Source organism: Rhodococcus sp. IEGM1339, from assembly GCF_050321925.1.
GTDB classification, from domain to species: Bacteria; Actinomycetota; Actinomycetes; order Mycobacteriales; family Mycobacteriaceae; genus Rhodococcus; species Rhodococcus pyridinivorans.
Window position 1 is genome coordinate 42717 of the sequence record NZ_JBNQFT010000001.1, and the last position, 23621, is coordinate 66337.

The window sequence follows — 23621 nt, forward strand, 5'->3', positions numbered from 1 at the left end:
CCCGGCCGGAATCTCCGATCTCGGGCGCATTGGTGCCACCAAGTGGCCGCAATACCCGGAAGGCTGGCAGTCACCTACGAACCCAAGGATCATCGTGACCGATCTCCATCACCGCGAATCCCTCCCTCCCCGTCCGGACGGATCGAACACCGTCGACACCTTCCTGATCTCCGACGGAGCAACCGAACTCGTCGACTTCCTCGTCGCCGTCTTCGAGGCCGAGGAGGTGCCCGAAGCGCGCACCCTCGACCACGACGGGCTCCTCCTCCACTCGGAGGTGCGGGTCGGCGACTCCGTGCTCGTGGTCGCCGACCGGAAACCGGACTGGCCCTTCACCCCCGCCTTCGTACGGGTCCACGTGCACGACGTCGATGCCGTCCTCGAACGCGCCACGCAGCACGGCGCGGCGATCGTCACACGGCCTACGGACTTCTTCGGCGATGTCCTCGCCCGGTTCTCGGATCCGTCCGGCAATCTCTGGTGGATCCAGCGGCACGATCCCGGCACCGACACATCCGCGTGGACGGACGATGCGGCAGCGGACGAGTCGGCGGACTGGTCGCACATCGCGAGTCCGGAACTCGGGTACATCCACTCGACACTCACCGAAGCCGTTCGTACCCTGCGGGATCCACGGTCTCGCGCGGTGTGACCGGCGGTCGCCGGACCGGCGCCGCGGGTCGTCAGACCAGGCGGGCGAGGGCGTCGAAACGATCGATGTCCTCGCGGTGGCAGACGTGGCTTCCGGCGGTGAGCAGTGCCGCGGTGCCGCAGGCGATCCCGAGAGCAAGCGCGTCCCGCAACGATCGTTCCTGCAGCAGTCCGACGACGAGTCCGGCGACCATGCTGTCGCCGGCGCCGACGGCGCTGCGCACCTTGGCCGCCAGGGCCGGCACCCGCACGGCCTCGTCGGCGGTCACCATGATCGCCCCGTCTGCGCCGAGCGAGACGACCACGATCTCCGTGACACCGGAGGTGACGAGTTCGCGCGCGGCCGCGATCTGCTCGTCGTCGGTGGCCAGCTCCCGCCCGGTCCACTCGCACAACTCGTCCAGGCTCGGTTTGACGAGGTAGACACCCGAATCGATGCTGGTCAGCGCATCGCCCGACGAGTCGAGGACGAACCGCGCGCCGGCCTCGTGCGCCGCCGCGGCGATGCGTCGGACGAAGGTGCCGGGTACACCGGGCGGGAAGCTGCCGCTCGCCACCACGTACTTCGCGCCTTCGGCGACCTTCTCGAGTGTCGCGAGGCAGCGTTCCTGCTCCTCGTCCGTCAGCTCGGGACCGGGTGTGACGAAACGGTATTCCTGACCGCTGCGACGGTCGATCGCCGTGAAGCACTCTCGGGTGGACCCGGTGATCGGGACGATGTGTTCCTCGACGTCGTCGTCGTCGAGCAGACCGCTCATCTGTTCACCTCGCGCACCACCGGCCGGATAGACGGCGGCGGCCGAGGCACCGAGCACGCGCGCGACCTTCGCGACGTTCACTCCTCCCCCGCCGGCGTCGTAGAACGGTTCGTCGCAGCGGAGCTTGCGGGTGGGCACCACCGCGTCGGTGAAGGTCGTGACGTCGAGTGCCGGGTTCATGGTCAGGGTGACGATCTCGGGCATGACCGGAACCCTATTCGGCCCCGGCCGGCCGCGCGCGGAACTGCATCACGCCGCCGCCCGGTGCTTGCGCTTCTTCGCCCGGCCCTTGCTGCGACTCGCCACGGCGGAGCCGAGCATCAGCAGACGCATGGACCGCGCGGCGGCGTCGACGAGCAGGTCGTGACCGTTGGCGACGGCGTCCTCGAGGCGCATCGGGACGGGGATGATCGACGCGATCGCGCCGATTCCGACGTCGTGGACGTCGCGCGCCCCCTCGCCGAGCGACCCGGCGATGGCGAGCACCGGCACCCCGGCGCGCTGGGCGCGGCGGGCGACCTCCGCGGGCACCTTGCCGCGCGGGGTCTGGACGTCGATGCTGCCCTCGGCGGTGATGATCAGATCGGCGCGCGCGATCAGGGAGTCTAGATCGATACCGGACAGGCCGCTGTCGAGCAGCACGTCGAACCGGGAGGCGATCCGGGCGCCGATGCCCGCGGCCAGACCGGCACCGAGGCCGCCTGAGGCGCCGGTGCCCGCCCCGAACCGCACATCCAGCCCGTGTGCCCGCCCGTCCCGTTCGAGCACCTTCGCCCAGCGCTCCAGAGCGGCGGACAGCTCCTCGACCTGCGCGGGTGTCGCGCCCTTCTGCGGGCCGAAGACCCGAGCGACACCGGTCGGCCCGCACAGGACGTTGTGGACGTTGCAGGCCAGGACGATCTCGGTGTCGGCGAGCGCCGGGTGCAGATCGTCGAGATCGAGACGCGCGGCGCGCGCGAGGTGCCGTCCCCCGTCGGGCAGTTCGTGGCTGTCGGCGTCGAGGATCCGGGCGCCGAGTGCTCGCAGTGCCCCGGCTCCGCCGTCGCTGGTGCCCGAGTCGCCGCAGCCGATGACGATGCGGCGGATGCCGTCGTCGAGTGCCGCGGCAACGAGTTCACCGACCCCGCGGGTGGTGGTGGCACCGGGATCACGGCGATCGGCGGGCACGAGACGAAGGCCGGCGGCCGAGGCCATCTCGACGACCGCCGTCCCGCGGGTGACACCACCGAGACGCGCCCAGCTCGCCCGCACCGGCTCGCCGACGGGACCGGTCACGGTGACCGGGACGAGCGTGCCGCCGGTGGCCTCGGCAAGGATCTCGGCGGTGCCCTCCCCACCGTCCGGAACAGGCACGAGGTCGACGGCGGCGCACGGCAGAGCCCGGCGGACTCCCGCACCGATCGCAGCGGCGACGCTGCGCGCATCGAGACTCTCCTTGAAACCGCTGGGTGCGACGAGCACGCGATGAGGAACCTTCAAAGCCATGACGACTCCGATCGTGAAACGGGACAGACCGTGGAACGGGACAACGGGGGAGGGAACAGGGATCAGACGAACAGCGACAGGCCGAGCAGCGGCCAGACGAACCACGCGAACAACAGGACCAGCGCGGCGAGGAGCGGGCCGAGCCGCGCTGCCAGGCGCAACAGGTCGGAGGTCGAGTAGGTGGATGTGCCGGGCACGTCCGCGAACAGCGTCACGGGCTTGGCCGACGACGGCAGGGTGTGGCAGAAGCCTGCGGCGGCCGTCGAGACGAAGGCCGCGGCGAGCGGATCGACACCTGCGCTCGGGGCGAGTGCCACCACGACGGGAACGAGAACGGCGGAACGGGCCGAGCGCGACTGGATGACCAGGTGCGCCGCAGCGGAGATCACGACCACGACGACCACGAACAACGGACCGGCACCCTCTCCGCGCGAGGTGAGCGGGCCGAAAGCCGTCGATGCGAGCCAGTCCGCCGCGCCGCTCGTCGTCAGCGCGGTACCGATCGACAGCGTTGCCGCCATGAACAGCAGCAGAGGCCACGGCACGGTCTTCAGCGCAGGCGCGAGACGCACGGAGCCGTACCGCGGGGAGGTCGCGACGAGCGCACCGAGCAGCGCCACCACCGCCGGGTGGATGCCGTGTACGGGTTCGGTGCACCACAGCACCATCACCACGACCAGCAGAAGGGCGGCGCGGGATTCGGCGACGGAGAGCGGCCCGCAGACCGGGGTGTCGGCCTGCGCGCCGATGTCGGCGGCGGTGACGGTGAGGCGTCCGCGCCGATCGTCGGTGGAGGTGAACAGCAGCAGCACCAGTTCGGCGGCGGCGTGCGACGAGACGATCGCCAGCGGCAGGCCGAGGATCATCCAGGTCGCGAAGTCGAATCCGGTGCCGGTCGCCGTGACGAGGATCTGCGAGGTGATCAGGTGCGCACCGGCGCCGAGCAGCGACGCCACCGCCGACAGCAGGATCACCGTGGGGAAGAGCAACGCGAGTGCCCGCACCAGTCGTGGCCGGTCTGCGAGGACCGTCGCGAGCGCGACGAACACCGGGAGCGCCAGTGCGGCGCGACCGGAGGTCGACGGGACCGCGAACGCGGTGACGATCAGCGCGGCCGTCACCAGGTGCACGAGCGCCCGCGGGCTGTGCGCCCCCGTCACCAGGAAGGCCGCGCCCCGCGTCGCCAAACCCGAGAACGCGACACCGGAGGCGATCACGAAAGCGGACAACAGGAGCCACACGACGTCGTCGCCGAGGGTCGCGAACAGTGCCTCCGCGTCGATGACCCCGACGACCGTGAGGGCCGCGGCAGCGCCGAGCGCCACATAGGTGTCGTCGATCCTCGTGAACACCCACAGCCAGACGGCCACGACGAACACGATCATGGTGACGGCGGCCGGAGGCGTCAGGTCGGGGTCGGTGCGCGTGAGATACACGAGGAGACCGACGGTGCCGGCGAGTATCCCGACCGCGACGATCCGGCCGGGCGTCGGGGCGGTGTGTCTGCGCGGCGGACGCTGCTGTGGCGCCACGGAGCTCGGCGGGACGGTGGCGTGGAAGGTCATCGCAACCGGTACCCCGCTCCGCGGATCGTCTCGACCCGGTCTCCCCCGATCTTGTTGCGCAGTGCGCGCACATAGACGTCGACGACGTTGGACGCGGGATCGAAGTCGTATCCCCACACGTGCCCGAGGATCTGTTCGCGGGAGAGCACCTGCCCGCGGTGACGCAGGAAGACCTCGAACAGGGCGAACTCGCGGCTGGTGAGATCGGCGCTCTCCCCTGCGATCTCGGCGCGTCGGGCCCGCAGGTCCAGAGCCATGTCGCCGTCGCGGATCACCGCTGCCGGATCGGCAGCCGAGCTGCTGTCGCCGATGCGCAACCGGATGCGGGCGAGCAGTTCGGCGAACTGGAACGGTTTGCTCACATAGTCGTTGGCACCGCCCTCGAGCCCCGCGACGGTATCGGTGACGCTGTCTCGCGCGGTCAGCACGATCACGGGGGTCCGCACACCTTCACCGCGCAACCTCTCGAGGACGGTGAAGCCGTCCATGCGGGGCAACCCGATGTCGAGGATCACCAGATCGAAGGCGCCACTGCGAGCGAGCATCAGGGCGGTCTCGCCGTCGGTGGCGTCGGTGGTGGTGTATCCCGCTGCGCGCAGCCCCTTCTCGAGGAAGGCGGTGATGCGGGTGTCGTCTTCGGCGATGAGGATTCTGCTCACTGCGATGCGGTCCTTCGAGTCTCGGCTGTACCGGGGGAACCGGCCGTGCCGGCCGTGCCGGTCGTGCCGGTCGTGCCGGTCGTGCCGGTCGTGCCGGTCGTGCCGGTCGTGCCGGTGGTTCCTGCGGGGTCTCGTAGGGGGAGGTCGATGCCGAAGGTCGCGCCGTGCCCGACCGCGCTCTCGACCCAAGCCGAGCCGTGGTGCGCGTCGGCGATGGCGCGGACGATGGCGAGTCCGAGACCTGCCCCGCCTCGTTCGGCGGCGGGTCCGTGCCGGTCACCGGGGACGGTGCGTCCGCGGCGGAAGCGTTCGAAGATGCGTGCCGCGTCGTCCGGAGCGACCCCGGGTCCGGTGTCCCGGACCCAGATCCGGAGGTGCTCGGTGCCGTTGTGCTCGACGAAGACGGATCCGAGCTGGATGACGTCCCCAGGGTGGGTGTGCGTGACAGCATTGGTCGCGTACTGCAGCACGGCCTGGGTGACGCGTTGGGCGTCGATGTCGGCCATGCCCTCGGCGATCTCCATGAGCTGCCAGTCGCGGGTGCCGAGCATCTGCGCCTTGGCCTCGACGTCGAGCATGAGGTCGGTGACGTCGACCGGTCGTCGCTGCACGAAGTCGGGGCGCTCGGCCTTGGCGAGGACGAGCAGGTCGGTGACGATCCGCGCCATCCGGTCGAGTTCGTCCTCGACGAGCCGGATCGTCTCCTCGCGCGTCGCGTCGTCGGCGTGACCGAGATCCATGAGTTCGAGGTGCCCGCGGATCACGGTGATCGGTGTCCGCAGTTCGTGGCCGGCGTCGTCGACGAACTGCTGCTGCGTGGTGTAGGCCTGTTCGAGGCGGTCGAGCATCGAGTTGAAGGTCTGTGCCAGTGCGGCGATGTCGTCGCGTCCGTGCACGGGCACCCGACTCGTCAGATCCTTCTCGCCGATGGCGGCGGCCACCTCGCGCACCTGGCGGATCGGGGCGAGGATCTGTCCCGCGACCAGCCAGCCGATGATCGCCGTGAGACCGAGGCCGCCGATCGCGACCAGTCCGATGGTGCGGGCGGTGTCGGCGACCTTCGCGCGCTGCTCGGCGGTGAACACGGCGACGATCAGCGCGCCCCGGTCGTCGCCGGAGGTGACGTCGGCGCGGGCCCAGCGCATCTGTCCACCGTCCACCTCGTGGACGCCCGAGCCGGTGGGGGCGTTGAGGATGCGCTCGAACATCACACCGTCCTCGGTGAGGTTCGCCGGCAGGTCGGGCCGGTCCACCGCGATACGGCGGTCGAAGAGCAGCGAACCGTCGACGACGCCGACGATCACCTCGCCCTCCGAGGTGTGCTGGCGGTTGAGATAGACCTCGAGCATCCGCTCCACGGAGGTGAACGGGAACGTCGTGGTGGGGTCGACGCCCTCGGCGGCGAATGCCCGGAGTTCGTCGATCTCCTGAGTGATGTCGGCATTCGCATCTCGGTCGACGTGGTTGAGGAGCAGCACCCGCGCGGTGACGACGACGGCGACGAGCGCGACGGCCGTGGTCAGCAGGATCCAGCTGAGGATGCGCCACCGGGCAGGGAGAGCGGATCCGCGACCGGGGTGAGGGATGCGGAGGTGACCGGCGCGCTCCGTCCCGGCCGGCTTCCCGGACTCAGTCGTCATCGTCGTCCCAGTCGTCGTCCCCACTGTCGTCGCCGTCGTCGTCCCAGTCGTCGTCCCACTCGACCTGAGGGGTCGGCAGGGGCTGACGCGCGACGTCGGACCAGCCCGGATCGGGAACCGGGGCCGGCACGACGGCAGGCGGGGATGTCTGCGTGCCGGGGACCGACGGTGCGGACGCCGACTCCTGCTCGGGTTCGGGTCGTACCTCGGGCGCCTCGGCCCCGGGGGACGGCGCCGCGGGCTCGGTCGTGGTCGGCACGACGGAGACGGTGACCGATGCATCACCGATCTCGGGGGAGCCCGCCGGTCGTGTCAGGGCCTGGCTCCCCCACGCGAGGGCCGCCGGGATCAGCAGCAGCGCTGCGATCACGAGCATGCGTTTCATCACCGACATGGAGAACAGCATCCTGCACCGGAGTGAATCGATCGTGAAGACCGGATGAGAAGACTTTCATCTTCCCCGGCGCCGGACACGACGATCCGTGTCCGGCGGTCGCGATCAGCGCTCGGGTTTACGCAGCGCAGCCATGAACATGGCGTCGGTGCCGTGGCGGTGCGGCCAGAGCTGGACTCCCGGCCCCTCCCCGACCTGCGGCACGCCGGGGACGAGTTCGCGGGTGTCGAGCTGTTCGACACCGTGGCGGCGCACCGCGTCGGACACGACGGCGACGGTCTCCGAGACGTGCGGTGAACACGTCGAGTAGAGCACCACACCACCGGGACGCAGCAGTCCGATCGCCGATGCGAGCAGTTCCTTCTGCAGCCGCACGAGTTCGGCGACGTCGCCGGGTTGCCGTCGCCACCGCGCCTCGGGACGCCGACGCAACGCGCCGAGACCCGTGCAGGGTGCGTCCACGAGGATCCGGTCGTAGCCCGGTTCGAGTCCGGGCTCGCGCCCGTCGGCGATGTGCACGGTCACCGGCAGGTCGCGGGCGGTCTTGCGGACGAGTTCCGCGCGGTGGTCGACCGGTTCGACCGCGTCGACGGCGAACCCGTCGATCGCGGCGATGGCGCCGAGCAGCGCCGCCTTTCCGCCCGGTCCCGCGCACAGGTCGAGCCAGCGGCCCCGGTCCTCGCCGACGAGGGGTGCGAGGGTGAGGGCACGTGCGACGAGCTGGCTGCCTTCGTCCTGGACTGCGGCCATGCCTTCCCGGACGGGTTCGAGGCGGCCGGGGTCGCCGTGCTCGAGGTGCACCGCATAGGGCGACCACGGTCCGAGCTCACCGCCGGTGACGAGCGCGAGTTCCTCCGCGGTGATAACCCCGGGCCGGGCGACGAGGTGGACGATCGGGCGCGCGTCGTCGGCGGCGAGGACGTCGGCGAGTTCGGAGGCATCCGATCCGAGCGCGTGGGCGAACGCTTGCGCGATCCACAGGGGGTGCGCGTACCGGAAGGCCAGGTGACCCACCGGGTCGCGGTCCGGGTCGGGGGCGAGCAGCGTGATCCACTCCTCCTCCGAACGCTCACCCACACGACGAAGCACCGCGTTGACGAAACCTGCTCGGCCCGATCCGAATTCAGCCCGGACGAGGTCGACGCTCGTGGCGACAGCGGCGTGCGGGGCGACGCGCGTGCGCAGCAACTGGTAGGCACCCAGACGCAGTACGTCGAGCAGCGCGCCGTCGATCTCGTCGACGGGACGGTTCGCGGCGTCGGCGATCACGGCGTCCAGCAGACCTCGCGCGCGGGCCGCGCCGTAGGTGAGCTCGGTGGCCAGGGCGGCGTCGCGCGCGTCGAGATGCCGCTCCCGGAGCAGCGACGGGAGAACGAGATTGGCGTAGGCGTCCCGTTCGCGCACGGCGCGCAGCACGTCCCGCGCGGCGACACGTGCGGGGTCGGCGGGAGGCTTCCACGGTCGGGGGGCGTGTTCGGACGCCGGATTGCGGTTCGGCTTCCCACCGCCGCTGCGTCCCCCGCGACCTGCGGGGTTCCGTCCTCCGGCATTGCGCTTGCCCCGCGGGGGCCTGCCGGATTCGCTCATCGCGCACGCACCTTCGGGTCGAGACGGGCGCCGCGCGCCCAGTCCGTGGCTGTCATCGCCTTCTTCCCGGGCGGTTGCACCGTCCCGAGCCGGACGGCAGTGGTAGCGGTACCGACGAGCACGCCGTCCTTGCGGATGTCGAGCTCACCGGGTTCGAGGGTCTCGTCGGTCACCGTCACGGGACCGATCTTCACGCGCAGGTCGCCGATCATCGTCCACGCACCCGGAGCGGGCGTGACGGCGCGAATTCGCCGGTCGACGACGTGTGCGGGGAGTGTCCACTGCACCTGGGCGGCCTCGACGGTGACCTTGGGCGCGTGCGAGACACCGTCGGCCGGCTGCGGTGCGGGCGTGAGGATGCCGTCTTCGAGGCCGTCGAGGGTGGATTCGAGCAGCGTCGCACCGACCTCGGCGAGGCGGCCGAGCAGGTCGCCGGCGGTGTCGGTGGGACGGATCGTCTCGGTGACGACGCCGTAGACCGGACCGGTGTCGAGGCCGGCCTCGAGCCGGAAGGTGCTCGCTCCGGTGATCTCGTCACCGGCAGCGATCGCCGCCTGCACGGGCGCCGCGCCGCGCCAGGCGGGCAGCAGCGAGAAATGGAGGTTCACCCATCCGTGCACAGGGATGTCCAGGACGTCCTGCGGGATCAGGGCGCCGTAGGCCACCACGGGGCAGCAGTCGGGTGCGAGTTCGGTCAGTCGCGCGACGAACTCGGGGTCGCGCGGCGAGCGCGGCGTGAGGACCTCGATGCCGTGTTCGTCGGCGATCTGCCCCACGGCGGATCGCACGACCTTCCGGCCGCGACCGGCGGTGGTGTCGGGGCGGGTTACCACCGCGACGACCTCGTGGCGTGACTCGATGAGGCGGAGCAGCGACGGGACGGCGGGTTCCGGTGTTCCCGCGAAGACCACGCGCATGTCAGAGCACCGCCGAGCAGGAGGTGGGGTGCGCTGCGTGTGGACTGTGCGGGGATGTCACGGATGCTGCTCCAGTTTTCGACGGCGATGACCTCTCACAGTCTAGGGAGTCGACGTCGTGCGACCTGCATCACCGCGCCGGGCGGTCACCTCGCGGAGGCCGGCACCGGAGAGCATGGAGCTCAGGCGTCGGAGCCCGAGCGCCCGCGCTCAGGTGTTGGACTGGAGGATCAGTTCGGGGATACCGGTGCCGAGCGCGACGGTGGTGCACTCCCCGATCGCGTACCGGTCGGGGTCGAGCGCGTGCCGCGCGAGCTGCAGCGAGAAGGGGTCGTAGACCATGTTGAAGTGGCCGGTCAGATCTTGCGGGCACAGCTCCTGGATCACGTGATTGACGGCGCCCTCACCATGGAGTGCGACATTGCCGGCGGGCTGGATGACCTCGTCGACCTCGCTACCGATGGTCGTGTAGCGCACGCCGGGCACGGTGTCGGTGGGTGTGTTGAGTTCGGTGAGCAGTTCCGACCCCTGAAGCTGCTGCACGAGGGCGACGGAGAACTCGCCCTCGACGATGTCGGTCGCTCCGGGCAGCGCGGCGACGGCGGCCCCGATGCCGTAGAAAGTGCCTCCGTAGCTCGGCGACGCGATCCCCACCCACCGGTCGACGACCTCGCCACCCCCGAGTTCGTTGATGTAATAGCGGGCCACCGTGGCTCCCTGTGAGTAGCCGACGACGTCGACCTCCTCCGCACCGGTGGCGTCGAGGACCTCGGTGACGAACTCACCGAACTGTGCTGCGGAGACGCGGATGTCGCCCGTGCCGTAGTCCTCGGCACCGTCGGCGAACCCGTAGTTCAGGGCGAATACGCACCAGCCTGACGCGGCGAGCAGCGGCGAGAGCGCAGCGAAGTCGGAGTAGGCGTTGGAATCGGTGCCGTGCGCGAGCACCACCGGATGAGGGCGCTCCTCGGACGGCACGCACGCGAAGTCGTTGCTACCGGCGGGGGCGACATCGGGGTTGTTCTCGGCGTATTCGGCCGCTTCGGCGTGCCCGGTGGCCACCGGTCCCGCCGGGACGGGCACGCTGCTGTACGACCCTTCCCCGAGACCGAGGATCGGTCCGTCGTCGGACGGGAGCGGCTGCGCCGCCGCTGCGCCCACAGTCAGTGCCGCTGCACCCACAGTCAGCATCGCGACGACACACGCTCCGACGACACCACCGACACTCCGCCCGGCACCCATTCGTCCGCCCTCTCCTCCTGCGCCTCCCCGGCACCTACGGAAGTAGATCGGTCACAATCACCGGCTCCGTTCCTGTGACAAATAATATCCCCGGCAACGCGTGTCGCTGTCGTCCGTATGTACGGCAGCAGCCGGCGGGTCTTGCTCTCGGTCCATGCCGGATCGACACTGGGAACAGCCTCCGTCGACGGACACTCGGCCGATCCCGACGGATCCGCCGATACCCGAATCATGGGAATCGCGCACTCCGCCCTCCGCCGCGACCTCCTCCGCATGAGGTCGCCACCTCGACGAAGACATGGCAGCAGACCCACCGAGTGGCTCTCGCCCACCACGTGTTGTGGATGATGGATTTCCTTCACCATCACCACTGGTCCGAGGACCGTGGGCTCTATCCCCGTGGTGCAGTGCAATCCCGACGCGGCACCGCTCGTGGAGAGGATGAACGCCGACCACCGCACCATCGAGCCTGCGATCGCCCCAGTCGAGGAGGCGGCACGCGATCTCCGCGCCGACCGCCCCGGCTCCGGCGAAGCACTCGGTGCAGCACTGTCCCGCTTGTCCGAGGTTCTGCTCCCCCATCTCGAACGTGAGGAGCGGGAGATGATGACACTGGTCCCGACCAGCATCACCGACGCGCAGTGGCGCGCGTGGGACCAGGAGTTCAGTATCGAGCCGAAGGGGATGCAGCAGCTCGGCAAGGAAGGGAACTGGCTCATCGACGGTCTCGACGACTCCTCGCGCGATCACGTCGTGCACCTCGTGCCGCCCGTACCGCGTTTCGTCCTGCTGCGCATCCTGGACATTCGACATCGCCACGACTTCGCGGCGCTGTGGAAGGGTACGGACGCCGCATCCATTCCGTCGCAACCGATTCCGAAAGCGGCCTAGGCCGGCAGCGGAGATCCGCGCCCCCTCCGCGGCCGGGTCAGCCGATACGCGGCGGATCCACCTGAACCCGCAGCGGACCGTCCGCGCGACGCGCCGTGCGGGTGGCCTGGGCGTCGCGCAGGGCGCGACCGAGTGCGCGACCGCGCTCGCGTGCGACCCGCACGATCATCCGGTGCACGTCCTCCGGTTCGGGTCCTTCGGATCCGAACGGCAGTCGTTGCCCCGGCGGGAGCGGCACGGGCCCGAGCACCTCGGCTCCCTCGGGCAGGTGTGTGGCCTCGAGCAGTTCGGCGACCGCCGCGGACGACCCGTCGATCGCGGCCATGTGGACCGCGGGCGGGAAACCGACCTCGGCTCGTTCGGAGACCTCGGACTGGGCGTGTCCCACGGGATCCCAACGCACGAGCGCCTGCACGGTGGGGATCCCGGAATCGGCGACGACCACGACCTGTCCCCCGTCGGCGAACGACCGTACGAGCGCCGATGCGGTGAGCCAGCGGCGCATCGTCTCCTCGGTGGCGCGCAGATCGGCACGGCCGAGCAGGGCCCACCCGTCCAGGAGCAGCGCCGCCCCGTAACCGCCCTCGGCGACGGGTTCGGCGCCCACGGTGGAGACGACGAGCGACGCCGAACCGGGCACGGTGTGCTTGACGTCGTTGCCGCCGGAGGTCACGACCGGCACGCCCGGAAAGGCGCGGCCCAGTTCTTCGGCGGTGCGGGCCGCCCCGACCACCACGGCCCGCAACGAGCGCGCGCCGCACGCGTGGCAGCGGTGACGCGCATCGGCGACACCGCACCAGCGGCATGCCGGGATCGCGGCACCGTCGGGACCGGCCGCCGTGGGCAGTGCGAGCGGGCCGTTGCAGTGCCGGCAGCGGGCGGGTGCCCGGCACTTTCCGCACGCGAGCGCGGGCACGTATCCGCGCCGCGGTACCTGCACGAGCACCGGGCGGTCGACCGCGAGAGCGGATCGGGCGGCGGCGAACGCGATCGCAGGCAGTCGCGCGGCACGCGCGGCCGGATCCCGTGCGAGTGCGTGGTCGCTGTCGGCGAGGGCCGTGACCTTCGGCGCGCACGCCCGTACGACGTCGCGGGGTGCCACGAGATCGTGTGCCCAGCCGGCCTCGACGAGCGCCTGGGTCTCCGCGGTGCGGGCGTGCCCGGCGATCACGATGGCGGCACCGACCGCGTGGGCGCGCAGAGCAGCCACTTCGCGGGCGTGCGGATACGGGGACCGTGGTTCGCAGTGCAGGTCGTCGCCGTCGTCCCACACCACGAGGAGCCCGAGATCGGGGGTCGGGGCGAAGACGGCGGCCCGGGTCCCGACGACGATGCGCGCGGATCCGCGCAGCGCCGCAAGCCAGCGTCGATACCGTTCGGCCGGTCCGAGGCCGGCGGCGAGGCCGACGACGTGATCGGCCCCGACGACGTCTGCACACGCCTTCACGAGACGGTCGAGGTCACGCTGGTCGGGAACGACGAGCACGGCCGCCTTCCCCGAGGCGAGGGTCAGTGCGGCGAGTTCGGCGAGCCGTCGGGGCCAATCCTCACCGGGCAGCGCCTGCCAGGACGCGCGCGGGGCGCGGCCGCCGCCGAGCGCTTCGAGGAAGTTCTCGCCGTGCCGGTACCGGCCCCACGCGGCAGGATCGATCTCCGGAACAGGCGGAGGTTCCGGTGGGCGCGACGCCTCGGCTTCGACACGTGCGTGTCGCGGAGGTACCGCCAGACGCAGCACGTCGGCCCGGGTCCCGGCATAGCGGGTCGCGACTTCCTCTGCCAGAGCAGCGATCTCGGGCGTGAGGACCTGCTCGGACGAGACGACGCGGTCGAGTCGGCCGAGCTTGCCGGTGTGATCGCTCGTCGCGGCGCGTGCGAGCAGGAAACCGTCGACGAGACGTCCGGCGAAGCGGACGCGGACGCGGACGCCCGGACGGGCGTCCGCGTCCAGGTCGCGCGGGATCAGGTAGTCGAACTCCCGGTCGAGGTGCGGAACCGGTAGCAGCGGGAGAACCCGCGCAACCGGATCGACCTCGGCGGCGTCGAAATCAGCAGCCACCCGGGCCCGATCGGAATCTACAGACCGGCGGCCGCGCGCAGCTTGTCGGCGCGGTCGGTGTTCTCCCACGGCAGGTCGATGTCGGTACGGCCGAAGTGGCCGTACGCAGCGGTCTGCGCGTAGATCGGGCGCAGCAGGTCGAGGTCACGGATGATCGCTCCCGGGCGCAGGTCGAAGACCTCGCCGATGGCCTGCTGGATGCGGGCCGGGTCGGTCTTCTCGGTGCCGAAGGTCTCGACGAACAGACCCACCGGAGCAGCCTTGCCGATCGCGTAGGCGACCTGCACCTCGATGCGGTCGGCGAGACCGGCGGCGACGGCGGTCTTGGCGACCCAGCGCATCGCGTAGGCGGCCGAACGGTCGACCTTCGACGCATCCTTGCCGGAGAACGCGCCACCACCGTGGCGGGCCATGCCGCCGTAGGTGTCGACGATGATCTTGCGGCCGGTGAGGCCGGCGTCGCCCATCGGACCGCCGAGGACGAACGATCCGGACGGGTTGACCAGCAGACGCACATCGGCCGTGTCGAGATCGGCCAGGTTCGGGTCGGCGAGCACCGCGTCGACGACGTGGGTGCGCAGATCCGGCGTGAGCAGGTTGTTCAGATCGATGTCGGCGGCGTGCTGCGTCGAGATGACGATCGTGTCGAGCCGGACGGGCTTGTCGCCGTCGTACTCGATGGTGACCTGGGTCTTGCCGTCGGGACGCAGGTACGGCAGAACCCCCGACTTGCGGACCTCGGTGAGCCGGCGCGACAGGCGATGTGCGAGAGAGATCGGCAGCGGCATGAGTTCGGGCGTATCGGAGCAGGCGTAGCCGAACATCAGGCCCTGGTCGCCGGCGCCCTGGCGGGCGACCTCGTCGTCGGTGAGCACACCGCTGCGCGCCTCGTGCGAGACGTCGACGCCGCCGGCGATCTCGGGCGACTGCGCGCCGATCGCGATGTTGACACCGCAGGAGTTGCCGTCGAAGCCCTTCGACGACGAGTCGTAGCCGATCTCGAGCACCCGATCGCGGACGATCTTGGGGATGTCGGCGTATGCCGAGGTGGTGACCTCACCGACCACGTGCACCTGGCCCGTGGTGACGAGGGTTTCCACCGCTACCCGGGCACGAGGATCCTCGGTGAGGAGCGCGTCGAGAACCGAGTCGCTGATCGCGTCACAGATCTTGTCCGGATGCCCTTCGGTCACGGACTCACTGGTGAAAAGACGACCGCCGGTCTTGCTCACGAAACTCCCTCTCGACTGTGCGCCAGGCGCTGGACGGACAAACCGTATGGAGCATGCGCTCCCCGATCGGGTCGGCAGGACCCGATCGCAGTGCCGACGCTACTGCTCCGCAGGCGTCGGCGCGAGTATTGAAATCACCCGATTCTGCTGCGTTCCGCCAGCAGAGGTCCCAGCGCGTCGAGCACGCGGCTGGCCATGAGGGCCTTCGACCCGTGGGCGAGGGCGGTTTCCGAACCGTCCGCGGACAGCAACCAGCCGTTGTTGTCGTCGACCTCGAAGGCCTTACCTTCGCCGACGGCATTGACGACGAGGAGATCGCATCCCTTGCGGGCGAGCTTCTCGCGGGCGTAGGTGAGCACGTCTCCGTGTTCGTCGCCGGTCTCCGCTGCGAACCCGACGATGACCGTCTCGGCGGACAGACCGCCTTCGGCACGCGCCCGGACGAGACCGGCGAGGATGTCGTCGTTCTTCGTCAGCGCGATGGAATCGGGTTCGCCCTCACCTTTCTTGATCTTGCTGGTCGCGAAGGTGAAGGGCCGGAAATCGGCAACGGCCGCGGACATGATGACCGCGTCGGCACCCGAGGCGTGCTTGGCGACGGCGTCCTGCATCTGAGCGGCCGTCTGGACGCGCACGACGTCGACCGCGGCCGGGTCGTCGAGACCCGAGACGCTGCCGGCGACGAGCGTGACGTCGGCGCCGCGCTGAGCGGCGAGACGGGCGAGCGCGTAGCCCTGCTTGCCGGACGACCGGTTGCCGAGGAAGCGCACCGGGTCGAGGGGCTCACGGGTACCGCCGGCAGACACGACGATGCGGCGACCGGCGAGGTCGCGGGGCAGCGCGTCGGCCCGCTCGAGCAGCAGCGAGGCCAGATTGAAGATCTCGTCGGGTTCGGGCATGCGCCCGGCACCGGTGTCCTTGCCCGTCAGCCGACCCGAGGCCGGTTCGACGACCACGGCACCGCGGCGACGCAGCGTCGCGACGTTGTCGACGGTCGCGGGATGCTCCCACATCTCGGTGTGCATCGCGGGCACGAACATCACGGGGCACCGCGCGGTGAGCAGGGTGGCCGTGAGGAGGTCGTCGGCGCGACCCGCGACCGCCCGCGCCATGAGGTCGGCGGTGGCCGGAGCGACGACGACGAGGTCGGCCTCCTGGCCGAGCCGGACGTGCTGCACCTGCGGCACCTCGGCGAACACACCGGTCTGCACGGGATTGCCGGAGAGCGCCTCGAAGGTGGCGCGCCCGACGAATTCGAGGGCGGACTCCGTCGGGACGACCCGCACGTGGTGTCCGCTCTCGGTGAAGGCCCGGATCAGTGCGCAGGACTTGTAGGCGGCGATGCCACCGGCGACACCGACGACGATGCGGCGGCGCTGCACGGATCCGGCCTCGCCGCTCGAAGCGGGGTTGCTCACTCGCCTTCGGTGTGCTCGAGCAGATCCGAGTGGATCTCTCGCAGGGCGATCGACAGCGGCTTCTCCTGCAGACCCGGCTCCACGAGGGGGCCGACGTACTCGAGGATGCCGTCGCCGAGTTGGTTGTAGTAGTCGTTGATCTGGCGTGCCCGCTTGGCGGCGTAGATCACCAGCGCGTACTTCGAGGAGGCGCGCTCGAGCAGCTCGTCGATAGGCGGGTTGGTGATACCCGTGGGGGTGTCGTAGACCGGAAGGGTGTTGCCCTCGAGGTCGGTCGCGGCTGCCTGGATGCTGCTCACTCGGTGTTCTCCTGAGAGGTCGCGGGATGGGAGGGCGCCGGAACCGGCAGCCGGATGCGCTCGAGGCGCGGACGGATCAGTCGGCTCCGGGTCCAACCAACAAGGATACCAATTTATCGCAGGCCCGGTCGACATCGTCGTTGACGATCACGACGTCGAACTCCTCCTGCGCGGCCAGTTCGCTGCGGGCGGTATCGAGCCTGCGAGCGACGACCTCGTCGGTTTCGGTGCCTCGGCCGGTGAGGCGCTCGACGAGCACCTCCCAACTGGGCGGGGCGAGAAAGACGAGGACCGCGTCCTGGATCGCCGCACGGACGGCCCGCGCTCCCGCGAGGTCGACCTCCACGAGCACCGGATGCCCCTCGGCGAGTGCGTCGAGCACCGGTTTGGCCGGAGTACCCGATCGCTGCAGGCCGCCATGGATGTCGGCCCATTCGAGCAGTTCACCGGCTTCGATCATCCGGTCGAACTCGGCGCGGCCGACGAAGTGGTAGTCCACCCCGTCCACCTCACCCGGTCGCGGGTCCCGGGTGGTGGCCGAGACACTGAAGTGGAGATCCGGGATCCGGCTCCGCAGAAGGCGTACGACGGTCGACTTACCCACCGCGGAGGGTCCGGCCAGTACCACCAGCCGGCCCCTCCGCGTTGCGGGTGCGCTGTCCGTCACGGGTCGTGCGTCAGCTACCACGTGCTCAGGCGTCGAAATCGAACCTGGCGAGCAGGGCCTTGCGCTGACGGTCGCCGAGGCCGCGCAGACGGCGGGTCGGGGCGATCTCCAGCTCGGTCATGATTTCCTGCGCCTTGACCTTGCCGACCTTCGGCAGGGCCTCGAGCAGCGCCGACACCTTCATCTTGCCGAGGATCTCGTCGTTCTCGGCGTCCTTGAGCACCTGCTTGAGGTCGGTGCCGCCGCGCTTGAGGCGCTCCTTGAGCTCAGCCCGGGCACGACGGGCAGCAGCCGCCTTCTCCAGAGCAGCGGCGCGCTGCTCATCGGTCAGCTGGGGAAGGGCCACGGTTCCTCCGTCTCATCGTTGGCTTTCGAGTCTTCACCGCTGTAACCAGCGGCGATAGCGACCGTACTCACGACCACCGACGAATGCGAACCCACCCCCCGGCGATCCGCTCGAAAATCCGTGCGGTAGTGCACGCCGTTCCCGCAGTGGATCCCACACCCCCCGATCGGCGTCCAGGCATCGCCACGAACTGCCCCAACAGAGAAAAACCCCAGGTCACCGGTAATCTGCTGCGACGGAGGGGGACGCATCGGGTCGGGCGGCTCCCCTACTCACCGGCCCACTGTTCCGGCGCCTCGGCGGGCCGAGAAATTTTTTTCCCATTCCGCGTGTCGCGCCACTCCGAGCGCAGGTCAGAGTGCATACGGGCGGTATGTACGACTCGTGCCCGGACCGCGCGTGGCGATCCGGGCACGAGAGTCGAACGTCTCAGTCCGTCAGGAAGGCGAAGCCGTCCAGGGTGCGGGTGACGGCGGCCCGCAGGTCGGCGACGGACGGGCCGGCCCGCAGCACGTCGCGTGAGACGTTGGGCACGACCGCGCGCAGGTGGTCGCCTGCGAGTCGTCGCACGTCGTCGTCGGTGCCGCCCTGGGCCCCCACTCCGGGCATCAGGATAGGCCCGTGAAGGTCGGACAGGTCCGGCGCCTCGGTAAGGGTCGCACCGACCACCACACCCACGGAGCCGAGCCCTGCGGCCCCGTCCGTGCGGGCAGCGCTGTTGCGATCAGCGCACTCGTCCACCACGGCCTGCGCGACGGTGCGCCCGTCGTCGAGCCGCGCGCGCTGGAACTGGGCACCCTCGGGATTGGAGGTCGCCGCGAGCACGAACACCCCGCGGCCCGTTCCGGCGGCCAGATCGAGCGCCGGAGCGAGCGAACCGAACCCCAGGTACGGGGAGACGGTCACCGCGTCCGAGCACAGCGGAGAGCCGTCCGACAGCCAGGTGCGCGCATAGGCGTCCATCGTGGAGCCGATGTCGCCGCGCTTGGCGTCCGCGAGGACGAGCACCCCCGCATCCCCCAGGTCGGCGATGGTGCGTTCGAGCACCGCGAGACCGGCGGAGCCGTAGGCCTCGAAGAACGCCACCTGCGGCTTGACGACCGCGACGGTGTCGCCGAAGGCCTCGACGCACAGTTCGCTGAACCGGGCCAGGCCGTCGGCGTCGTCGCCGAGCCCCCACGTGGTGAGGAGCCCCGGGTGCGGGTCGATGCCCACGCACAGCGGCCCGCGGCGCCCGAGAGCGTCCGCGAGTCGCTGCCCGAAGGGTGTCACGCCTGTTCGGCGGGTACGCCGCGCAGCCGCGCGTGCATCCGCTGGATCGAGCTGACTCCGATCTCACCGCGCAGTGCCGCCTCGATACCCTGCACGGCCGCGGAGGCACCCTGCACCGTGGTGACGCACGGGATGTTCGCGGCGACCGCCGCACTGCGGATCTCGTAGCCGTCCACGCGCGGACCGGCGTTGCCCCAGGGGGTGTTGATGACCATGTCCACGTCTCCGGCGCGGATGCGGTCGACGACGTCGAGTGCGCCTTCCGGCTTGTCCTCGCCGGAGACCTTGTGGACCTGCTCGCAGGGAACACCGTTGCGGCGCAGCACTTCTGCCGTTCCCACGGTGGCCATGATGTGGAAGCCCAGGTCGGCGAGGTGCTTGACCGGGAAGATCATCGACCGCTTGTCCTTGTTCGCGAGCGAGACGAAGACCGTGCCCGAGGTCGGCAGGGAGCCGTAGGCGGCGGTCTGGCTCTTCGCGAACGCGGTTCCGAAGTCGTCGTCGAGGCCCATGACCTCACCGGTGGACTTCATCTCCGGGCTGAGCAGGGTGTCGATGCCCGTGCCGTCGGCACGCCGGAACCGGTTGAAGGGCAGCACCGCTTCCTTCACCGCGACCGGTGCGTCGAGCGGGATGTCGCTGCCGTCGCTCTCGGCCGGGAGGATGCCCGCGGCACGCAGCTCGACGATGGACTCTCCGAGCATCACCCGGGCGCAGGCCTTGGCGAGCTGCACCGCGGTGGCCTTGGAGACGAACGGCACCGTGCGGGAGGCCCGGGGGTTCGCCTCGAGGACGTAGAGGATGTCGTCCTTGAGCGCGTACTGGACGTTGAGCAGGCCCTTGACGCCGATGCCCTTCGCGAGCGCGGCCGTCGAGCGGCGGACGTTCTCGATGTCGGCGCGGCCCAGAGTGATCGGCGGCAGCGCACAGGCCGAGTCGCCGGAGTGGATGCCGGCCTCCTCGATGTGCTCCATGATTCCGCCGATGTACACGTCGGTACCGTCGCACAGCGCGTCGACATCGATCTCGACGGCGTCGTCGAGGAAGCGGTCGACGAGCACGGGGCGGTCGTCGGAGATCTCGGTGGCGTTGGAGATGTAGGTCTCGAGCGCCTTCTCGTCGTAGACGATCTCCATGCCGCGACCACCGAGCACGTAGGACGGGCGCACCAGCACCGGGTATCCGATGCCGGCGGCGATCTCGCGCGCACCCTCGAAGGTGGTGGCCGTGCCGTACTTCGCGGCCGGCAGGTCGGCCTCGTCGAGCACGCGACCGAACTCGCCGCGGTCCTCCGCGAGGTCGATGGCCTCGGGCGAGGTACCGACGATCGGCACCCCGGCGGCCTTCAGTCGACGCGCCAGGCCGAGCGGGGTCTGGCCGCCCAGCTGGACGATGACGCCGGCGACGGTGCCGGACTCGCACTCGGCGCGGTAGACCTCGAGGACGTCCTCGAAGGTCAGCGGCTCGAAGTACAGGCGATCGGCGGTGTCGTAGTCGGTCGAGACCGTCTCGGGGTTGCAGTTGACCATCACGGTCTCGTAACCGGCCTCCGACAGCGTCAGCGCGGCGTGGACGCACGAGTAGTCGAACTCGATGCCCTGGCCGATGCGGTTCGGGCCGGAACCGAGGATGAGCACCTTGGGCTTGTCGCGCTGCTCGACGACCTCGGTCTCGGCCGCGGGGTCGAGCTCGTAGGTCGAGTAGTGGTACGGCGTCTTCGCCTCGAACTCGGCCGCGCAGGTGTCCACGGTCTTGTAGACCGGGTGGACGCCCAGCTCCTGACGGAGGGCACGGACATCGTCCTCGGAGGCGAACTGTGCCGGGCGCAGCGCCGCGATCTGCCGGTCGGAGAAACCGTGGTGCTTCGCATAGCGCAGCTCGGTGGCACCGAACTGCTCGGCCGTGCGGACGTCCTCGCCCAGCTCGACGATGTACGCGAACTGCTCGAGGAACCACGGGTCGATCTTCGTGGCGTCGAAGAGCTGCTCGACGGTCGCACCGAGCTCGAGCGCCCGGGCGATCCGGTAGAACCGGCCGTCCGTGGGAGTGCGGATCTCTTCGAGGATCTCCTCGAGGGTGCCCTCGACCTCGGGGCCGGTCCAGAAACCGGCGGACTTGGTCTCGAGCGAGCGCAGCACCTTGCCGAAGGCCTCGGTGAAGTTGCGGCCGATCGACATGGCCTCACCGACCGACTTCATGGTGGTGGTGAGAGTGCCGTCGGCACCGGGGAACTTCTCGAACGCGAACCGCGGGGCCTTGACCACGACGTAGTCGAGGCTCGGTTCGAAGCAGGCCGGCGTTTCCTTGGTGATGTCGTTGACGATCTCGTCGAGGGTGTAGCCGATGGCGAGCTTGGCGGCCATCTTCGCGATCGGGTAGCCGGTGGCCTTCGACGCGAGCGCCGACGACCGCGACACGCGCGGGTTCATCTCGATGACGACGAGCCGGCCGTCGCGCGGATCCATCGCGAACTGGATGTTGCAGCCGCCGGTGTCGACACCGACCTCGCGCAGGATGGCGATCGAGAGGTCGCGCATCTTCTGGTACTCGCGGTCGGTGAGCGTCATCGCGGGGGCGACGGTCACCGAGTCGCCGGTGTGCACACCGACCGGGTCGACGTTCTCGATCGAGCAGACGATGACGACGTTGTCGGCACCGTCGCGCATGAGTTCGAGCTCGTATTCCTTCCAGCCGAGGATGGATTCCTCGATGAGCACGTTCGCGGTGGGCGAGGCCGCGAGACCACCGCCGGCGATGCGCTCGAGGTCGGCGTTGTCGTACGCCATGCCGGAGCCGAGGCCGCCCATGGTGAAGGACGGTCGCACCACGACGGGGAAGCCGAGTTCGGCGACGGTCGCACGGACCTCGTCCATCGTGTAGCAGACGGCCGAGCGAGCGGATTCGCCGCCGCACTTGGTGACGATGTCCTTGAACTTCTGCCGGTCCTCGCCGCGCTGGATGGCGTCGAAGTCGGCGCCGATGAGTTCGACGCCGTACTTGTCGAGAATGCCGCGCTCGGACAGCGCGACGGCGGTGTTGAGGGCGGTCTGGCCGCCGAGGGTCGCGAGCACCGCGTCGATCGGGGTGCCGTTGGCCTGCTCGGTCGCGATGACCTTCTCGACGTAGTCGGCGGTGATCGGCTCGATGTAGGTCGCATCGGCGAACTCGGGGTCGGTCATGATCGTGGCCGGGTTCGAGTTCACGAGGGAGACCCGCAGGCCCTCCTCGCGGAGCACCCGGCACGCCTGGGTGCCCGAGTAGTCGAACTCGCAGGCCTGTCCGATGACGATCGGGCCGGACCCGATGACCAGGACGTGGGAGAGGTCGGTACGGCGTGGCATCAGTTCTTCTCTCCCTCGAGCATGCGGGTGAAACGATCGAACAGGTAGGCGGCGTCGTGCGGTCCGGCCGCCGCTTCGGGGTGGTACTGCACGGAGAAGGCACGGCCGTCGAGGAGCTTGACGCCCTCGACCGCACCGTCGTTGGCGCAGGTGTGGCTGACGACCGCGCGACCGAACGGTGTGTCGAACTCCTGGCCGGCCTCACCTTCGAGCGCGAACCCGTGGTTCTGCGCGGTGATCGCGATGCGGCCGGTCTCGTGCTCGACCACCGGGATGTTGATACCGCGGTGACCGAACTTCATCTTGTAGGTGCCCAGGCCGAGTGCGCGGCCGAGGATCTGGTTGCCGAAGCAGATGCCGAACAGGGGCAGACCCTGGCCGAGCACCTCCTTGGTCAGGTGCACCGCGCCGTCGGCGGTCGCCGGGTCGCCCGGCCCGTTGGACAGGAAGACGCCGTCGGCCTTCAGGTCGAGGATGTCGTGCAGCGTCGCGGTGGACGGCAGCACGTGCACACGGATGCCGCGCTGGGCGAACATGCGCGGGGTGTTGGTCTTGATGCCGAGGTCGATGGCCGCGACGGTGAAGCGGGCCTCGCCGTCGGTCGGTTCGACGACGTAGCCGGAGGTGGTGCTCACCTCGCCGGCGAGGTCGGCGCCGAGCATCGAGGGCTGGCTCTTCACCCGGTCGAGCAGGACGTCGATGTCGAGGTCGTCACCCTTCCAGGCGAGGGCGTCGCCGGAGAAGATGCCGGCGCGCATCGAACCGCGGGTGCGCAGGTGCCGCACGAGTGCGCGGGTGTCGATGCCCGCGAGACCCACGATGTTCTGCCGCTCGAGTTCGTCTTGCAGCGAGCCGGTGGCACGCCAGCTCGACACGCGACGCGAGGGGTCGCGGACGATGAAGCCGGCCACCCAGATCTTGGACTCGGCGTGATCGCCGGTGGGGCCGACGGACTCGTTGTCCTCGTGGTTCCAGCCGGTGTTGCCGATCTGCGGTGCCGTGGCCACCACGATCTGCCGGTGGTAGCTGGGGTCGGTGAGGGTCTCCTGGTAGCCGGTCATGCCCGTGCTGAAGACGGCCTCGCCGAGGGTCTGTCCGACCGCACCGAAGGGGATGCCGCGGAAGACCCGTCCGTCCTCGAGGACCAGCACAGCCGTGCCGCCGCCGAATGTTCTGCCGCTCATGCGTTGTCTCCGTTCTT

General features: G+C 70.0%; 20 protein-coding genes. 2 read left to right on the forward strand and 18 right to left on the reverse strand.

Features of this window, described 5'->3' with window-relative positions; translation table 11 throughout:
• Nucleotides 1–94 precede the first annotated feature (94 nt).
• On the forward strand, nucleotides 95–652 hold the full coding sequence (locus ACQR3U_RS00205; RefSeq protein ID WP_006551465.1) for a VOC family protein: 558 nt from the start codon (nucleotides 95–97) through the stop codon (nucleotides 650–652).
• A 31-nt stretch (nucleotides 653–683) separates the two neighbouring features.
• Here the strand turns inward: ACQR3U_RS00205 and ACQR3U_RS00210 are convergent, their stop codons facing one another.
• The 9 genes from ACQR3U_RS00210 to ACQR3U_RS00250 form a co-directional block, all read right to left on the reverse strand.
• Nucleotides 684–1613 (reverse strand): 1-phosphofructokinase family hexose kinase, encoded by a 930-nt coding sequence (locus ACQR3U_RS00210; protein WP_006551464.1) that lies wholly within the window; start codon nucleotides 1611–1613, stop codon nucleotides 684–686.
• A gap of 45 nt (nucleotides 1614–1658) precedes the next feature.
• Nucleotides 1659–2894, reverse strand: coding sequence for a glycerate kinase family protein (locus tag ACQR3U_RS00215; protein ID WP_230809444.1), 1236 nt, complete (start codon nucleotides 2892–2894; stop codon nucleotides 1659–1661).
• Between the two features lie 62 nt (nucleotides 2895–2956).
• Nucleotides 2957–4459, reverse strand: a complete 1503-nt coding sequence (locus ACQR3U_RS00220; RefSeq protein ID WP_230809445.1) for an SLC13 family permease — start codon at nucleotides 4457–4459, stop codon at nucleotides 2957–2959.
• Complete coding sequence (locus ACQR3U_RS00225) at nucleotides 4456–5118, reverse strand: response regulator transcription factor (protein ID WP_006551461.1); 663 nt, start codon at nucleotides 5116–5118, stop codon at nucleotides 4456–4458. The genes ACQR3U_RS00220 and ACQR3U_RS00225 overlap by 4 nt, the downstream gene beginning before the upstream one ends.
• Nucleotides 5115–6758, reverse strand: coding sequence for a sensor histidine kinase (locus ACQR3U_RS00230; protein WP_230809446.1), 1644 nt, complete (start codon nucleotides 6756–6758; stop codon nucleotides 5115–5117). The genes ACQR3U_RS00225 and ACQR3U_RS00230 overlap by 4 nt, the downstream gene beginning before the upstream one ends.
• A complete protein-coding gene (locus ACQR3U_RS00235; protein ID WP_230809447.1) occupies nucleotides 6748–7152 on the reverse strand; it encodes a hypothetical protein in 405 nt (134 codons plus the stop codon). Before ACQR3U_RS00235 ends, ACQR3U_RS00230 begins: the two co-directional genes overlap by 11 nt.
• 105 nt (nucleotides 7153–7257) lie before the next feature.
• Nucleotides 7258–8739, reverse strand: coding sequence for an RsmB/NOP family class I SAM-dependent RNA methyltransferase (locus ACQR3U_RS00240; RefSeq protein WP_006551458.1), 1482 nt, complete (start codon nucleotides 8737–8739; stop codon nucleotides 7258–7260).
• Nucleotides 8736–9656 (reverse strand): methionyl-tRNA formyltransferase, encoded by a 921-nt coding sequence (gene fmt, locus ACQR3U_RS00245; protein ID WP_024100791.1) that lies wholly within the window; start codon nucleotides 9654–9656, stop codon nucleotides 8736–8738. Before fmt ends, ACQR3U_RS00240 begins: the two co-directional genes overlap by 4 nt.
• Before the next feature lie 210 nt (nucleotides 9657–9866).
• Nucleotides 9867–10898: an esterase/lipase family protein gene (locus ACQR3U_RS00250; protein ID WP_006551456.1), complete on the reverse strand. Its 1032-nt coding sequence runs from the start codon at nucleotides 10896–10898 to the stop codon at nucleotides 9867–9869.
• Nucleotides 10899–11282: 384 nt separating this feature from the next.
• Here ACQR3U_RS00250 and ACQR3U_RS00255 point away from each other — a divergent pair, with 384 nt between their 5' ends.
• Nucleotides 11283–11789, forward strand: coding sequence for a hemerythrin domain-containing protein (locus ACQR3U_RS00255; RefSeq protein WP_230809448.1), 507 nt, complete (start codon nucleotides 11283–11285; stop codon nucleotides 11787–11789).
• A gap of 37 nt (nucleotides 11790–11826) precedes the next feature.
• On the opposite strand, the gene ACQR3U_RS00260 is transcribed toward ACQR3U_RS00255, so the two are convergent.
• The 9 genes from ACQR3U_RS00260 to carA all read right to left on the reverse strand — a co-directional run bounded on the left by ACQR3U_RS00260 (nucleotide 11827) and on the right by carA (nucleotide 23604).
• Nucleotides 11827–13845: a primosomal protein N' gene (locus tag ACQR3U_RS00260; RefSeq protein WP_230809449.1), complete on the reverse strand. Its 2019-nt coding sequence runs from the start codon at nucleotides 13843–13845 to the stop codon at nucleotides 11827–11829.
• A gap of 17 nt (nucleotides 13846–13862) precedes the next feature.
• Nucleotides 13863–15077, reverse strand: coding sequence for a methionine adenosyltransferase (metK, locus tag ACQR3U_RS00265; protein WP_193903676.1), 1215 nt, complete (start codon nucleotides 15075–15077; stop codon nucleotides 13863–13865).
• A 134-nt stretch (nucleotides 15078–15211) separates the two neighbouring features.
• Nucleotides 15212–16495, reverse strand: a complete 1284-nt coding sequence (coaBC, locus tag ACQR3U_RS00270) for a bifunctional phosphopantothenoylcysteine decarboxylase/phosphopantothenate--cysteine ligase CoaBC (protein ID WP_041803329.1) — start codon at nucleotides 16493–16495, stop codon at nucleotides 15212–15214.
• Nucleotides 16492–16794 (reverse strand): DNA-directed RNA polymerase subunit omega, encoded by a 303-nt coding sequence (rpoZ, locus tag ACQR3U_RS00275; protein WP_006551452.1) that lies wholly within the window; start codon nucleotides 16792–16794, stop codon nucleotides 16492–16494. Before rpoZ ends, coaBC begins: the two co-directional genes overlap by 4 nt.
• A gap of 76 nt (nucleotides 16795–16870) precedes the next feature.
• The gene (gmk, locus tag ACQR3U_RS00280) at nucleotides 16871–17422 is read right to left on the reverse strand and encodes a guanylate kinase (RefSeq protein WP_230809611.1); all 552 of its coding nucleotides are present in this window, start codon (nucleotides 17420–17422) and stop codon (nucleotides 16871–16873) included.
• A gap of 64 nt (nucleotides 17423–17486) precedes the next feature.
• Nucleotides 17487–17807: an integration host factor, actinobacterial type gene (gene mihF / locus ACQR3U_RS00285; RefSeq protein WP_006551450.1), complete on the reverse strand. Its 321-nt coding sequence runs from the start codon at nucleotides 17805–17807 to the stop codon at nucleotides 17487–17489.
• A 429-nt stretch (nucleotides 17808–18236) separates the two neighbouring features.
• Nucleotides 18237–19079, reverse strand: coding sequence for an orotidine-5'-phosphate decarboxylase (pyrF, locus tag ACQR3U_RS00290; RefSeq protein WP_230809450.1), 843 nt, complete (start codon nucleotides 19077–19079; stop codon nucleotides 18237–18239).
• Nucleotides 19076–22420 (reverse strand): carbamoyl-phosphate synthase large subunit, encoded by a 3345-nt coding sequence (carB, locus tag ACQR3U_RS00295; RefSeq protein ID WP_230809451.1) that lies wholly within the window; start codon nucleotides 22418–22420, stop codon nucleotides 19076–19078. The genes pyrF and carB overlap by 4 nt, the downstream gene beginning before the upstream one ends.
• On the reverse strand, nucleotides 22420–23604 hold the full coding sequence (carA, locus tag ACQR3U_RS00300; RefSeq protein ID WP_006551447.1) for a glutamine-hydrolyzing carbamoyl-phosphate synthase small subunit: 1185 nt from the start codon (nucleotides 23602–23604) through the stop codon (nucleotides 22420–22422). Before carA ends, carB begins: the two co-directional genes overlap by 1 nt.
• Between the last annotated feature and the right edge of the window lie 17 nt (nucleotides 23605–23621).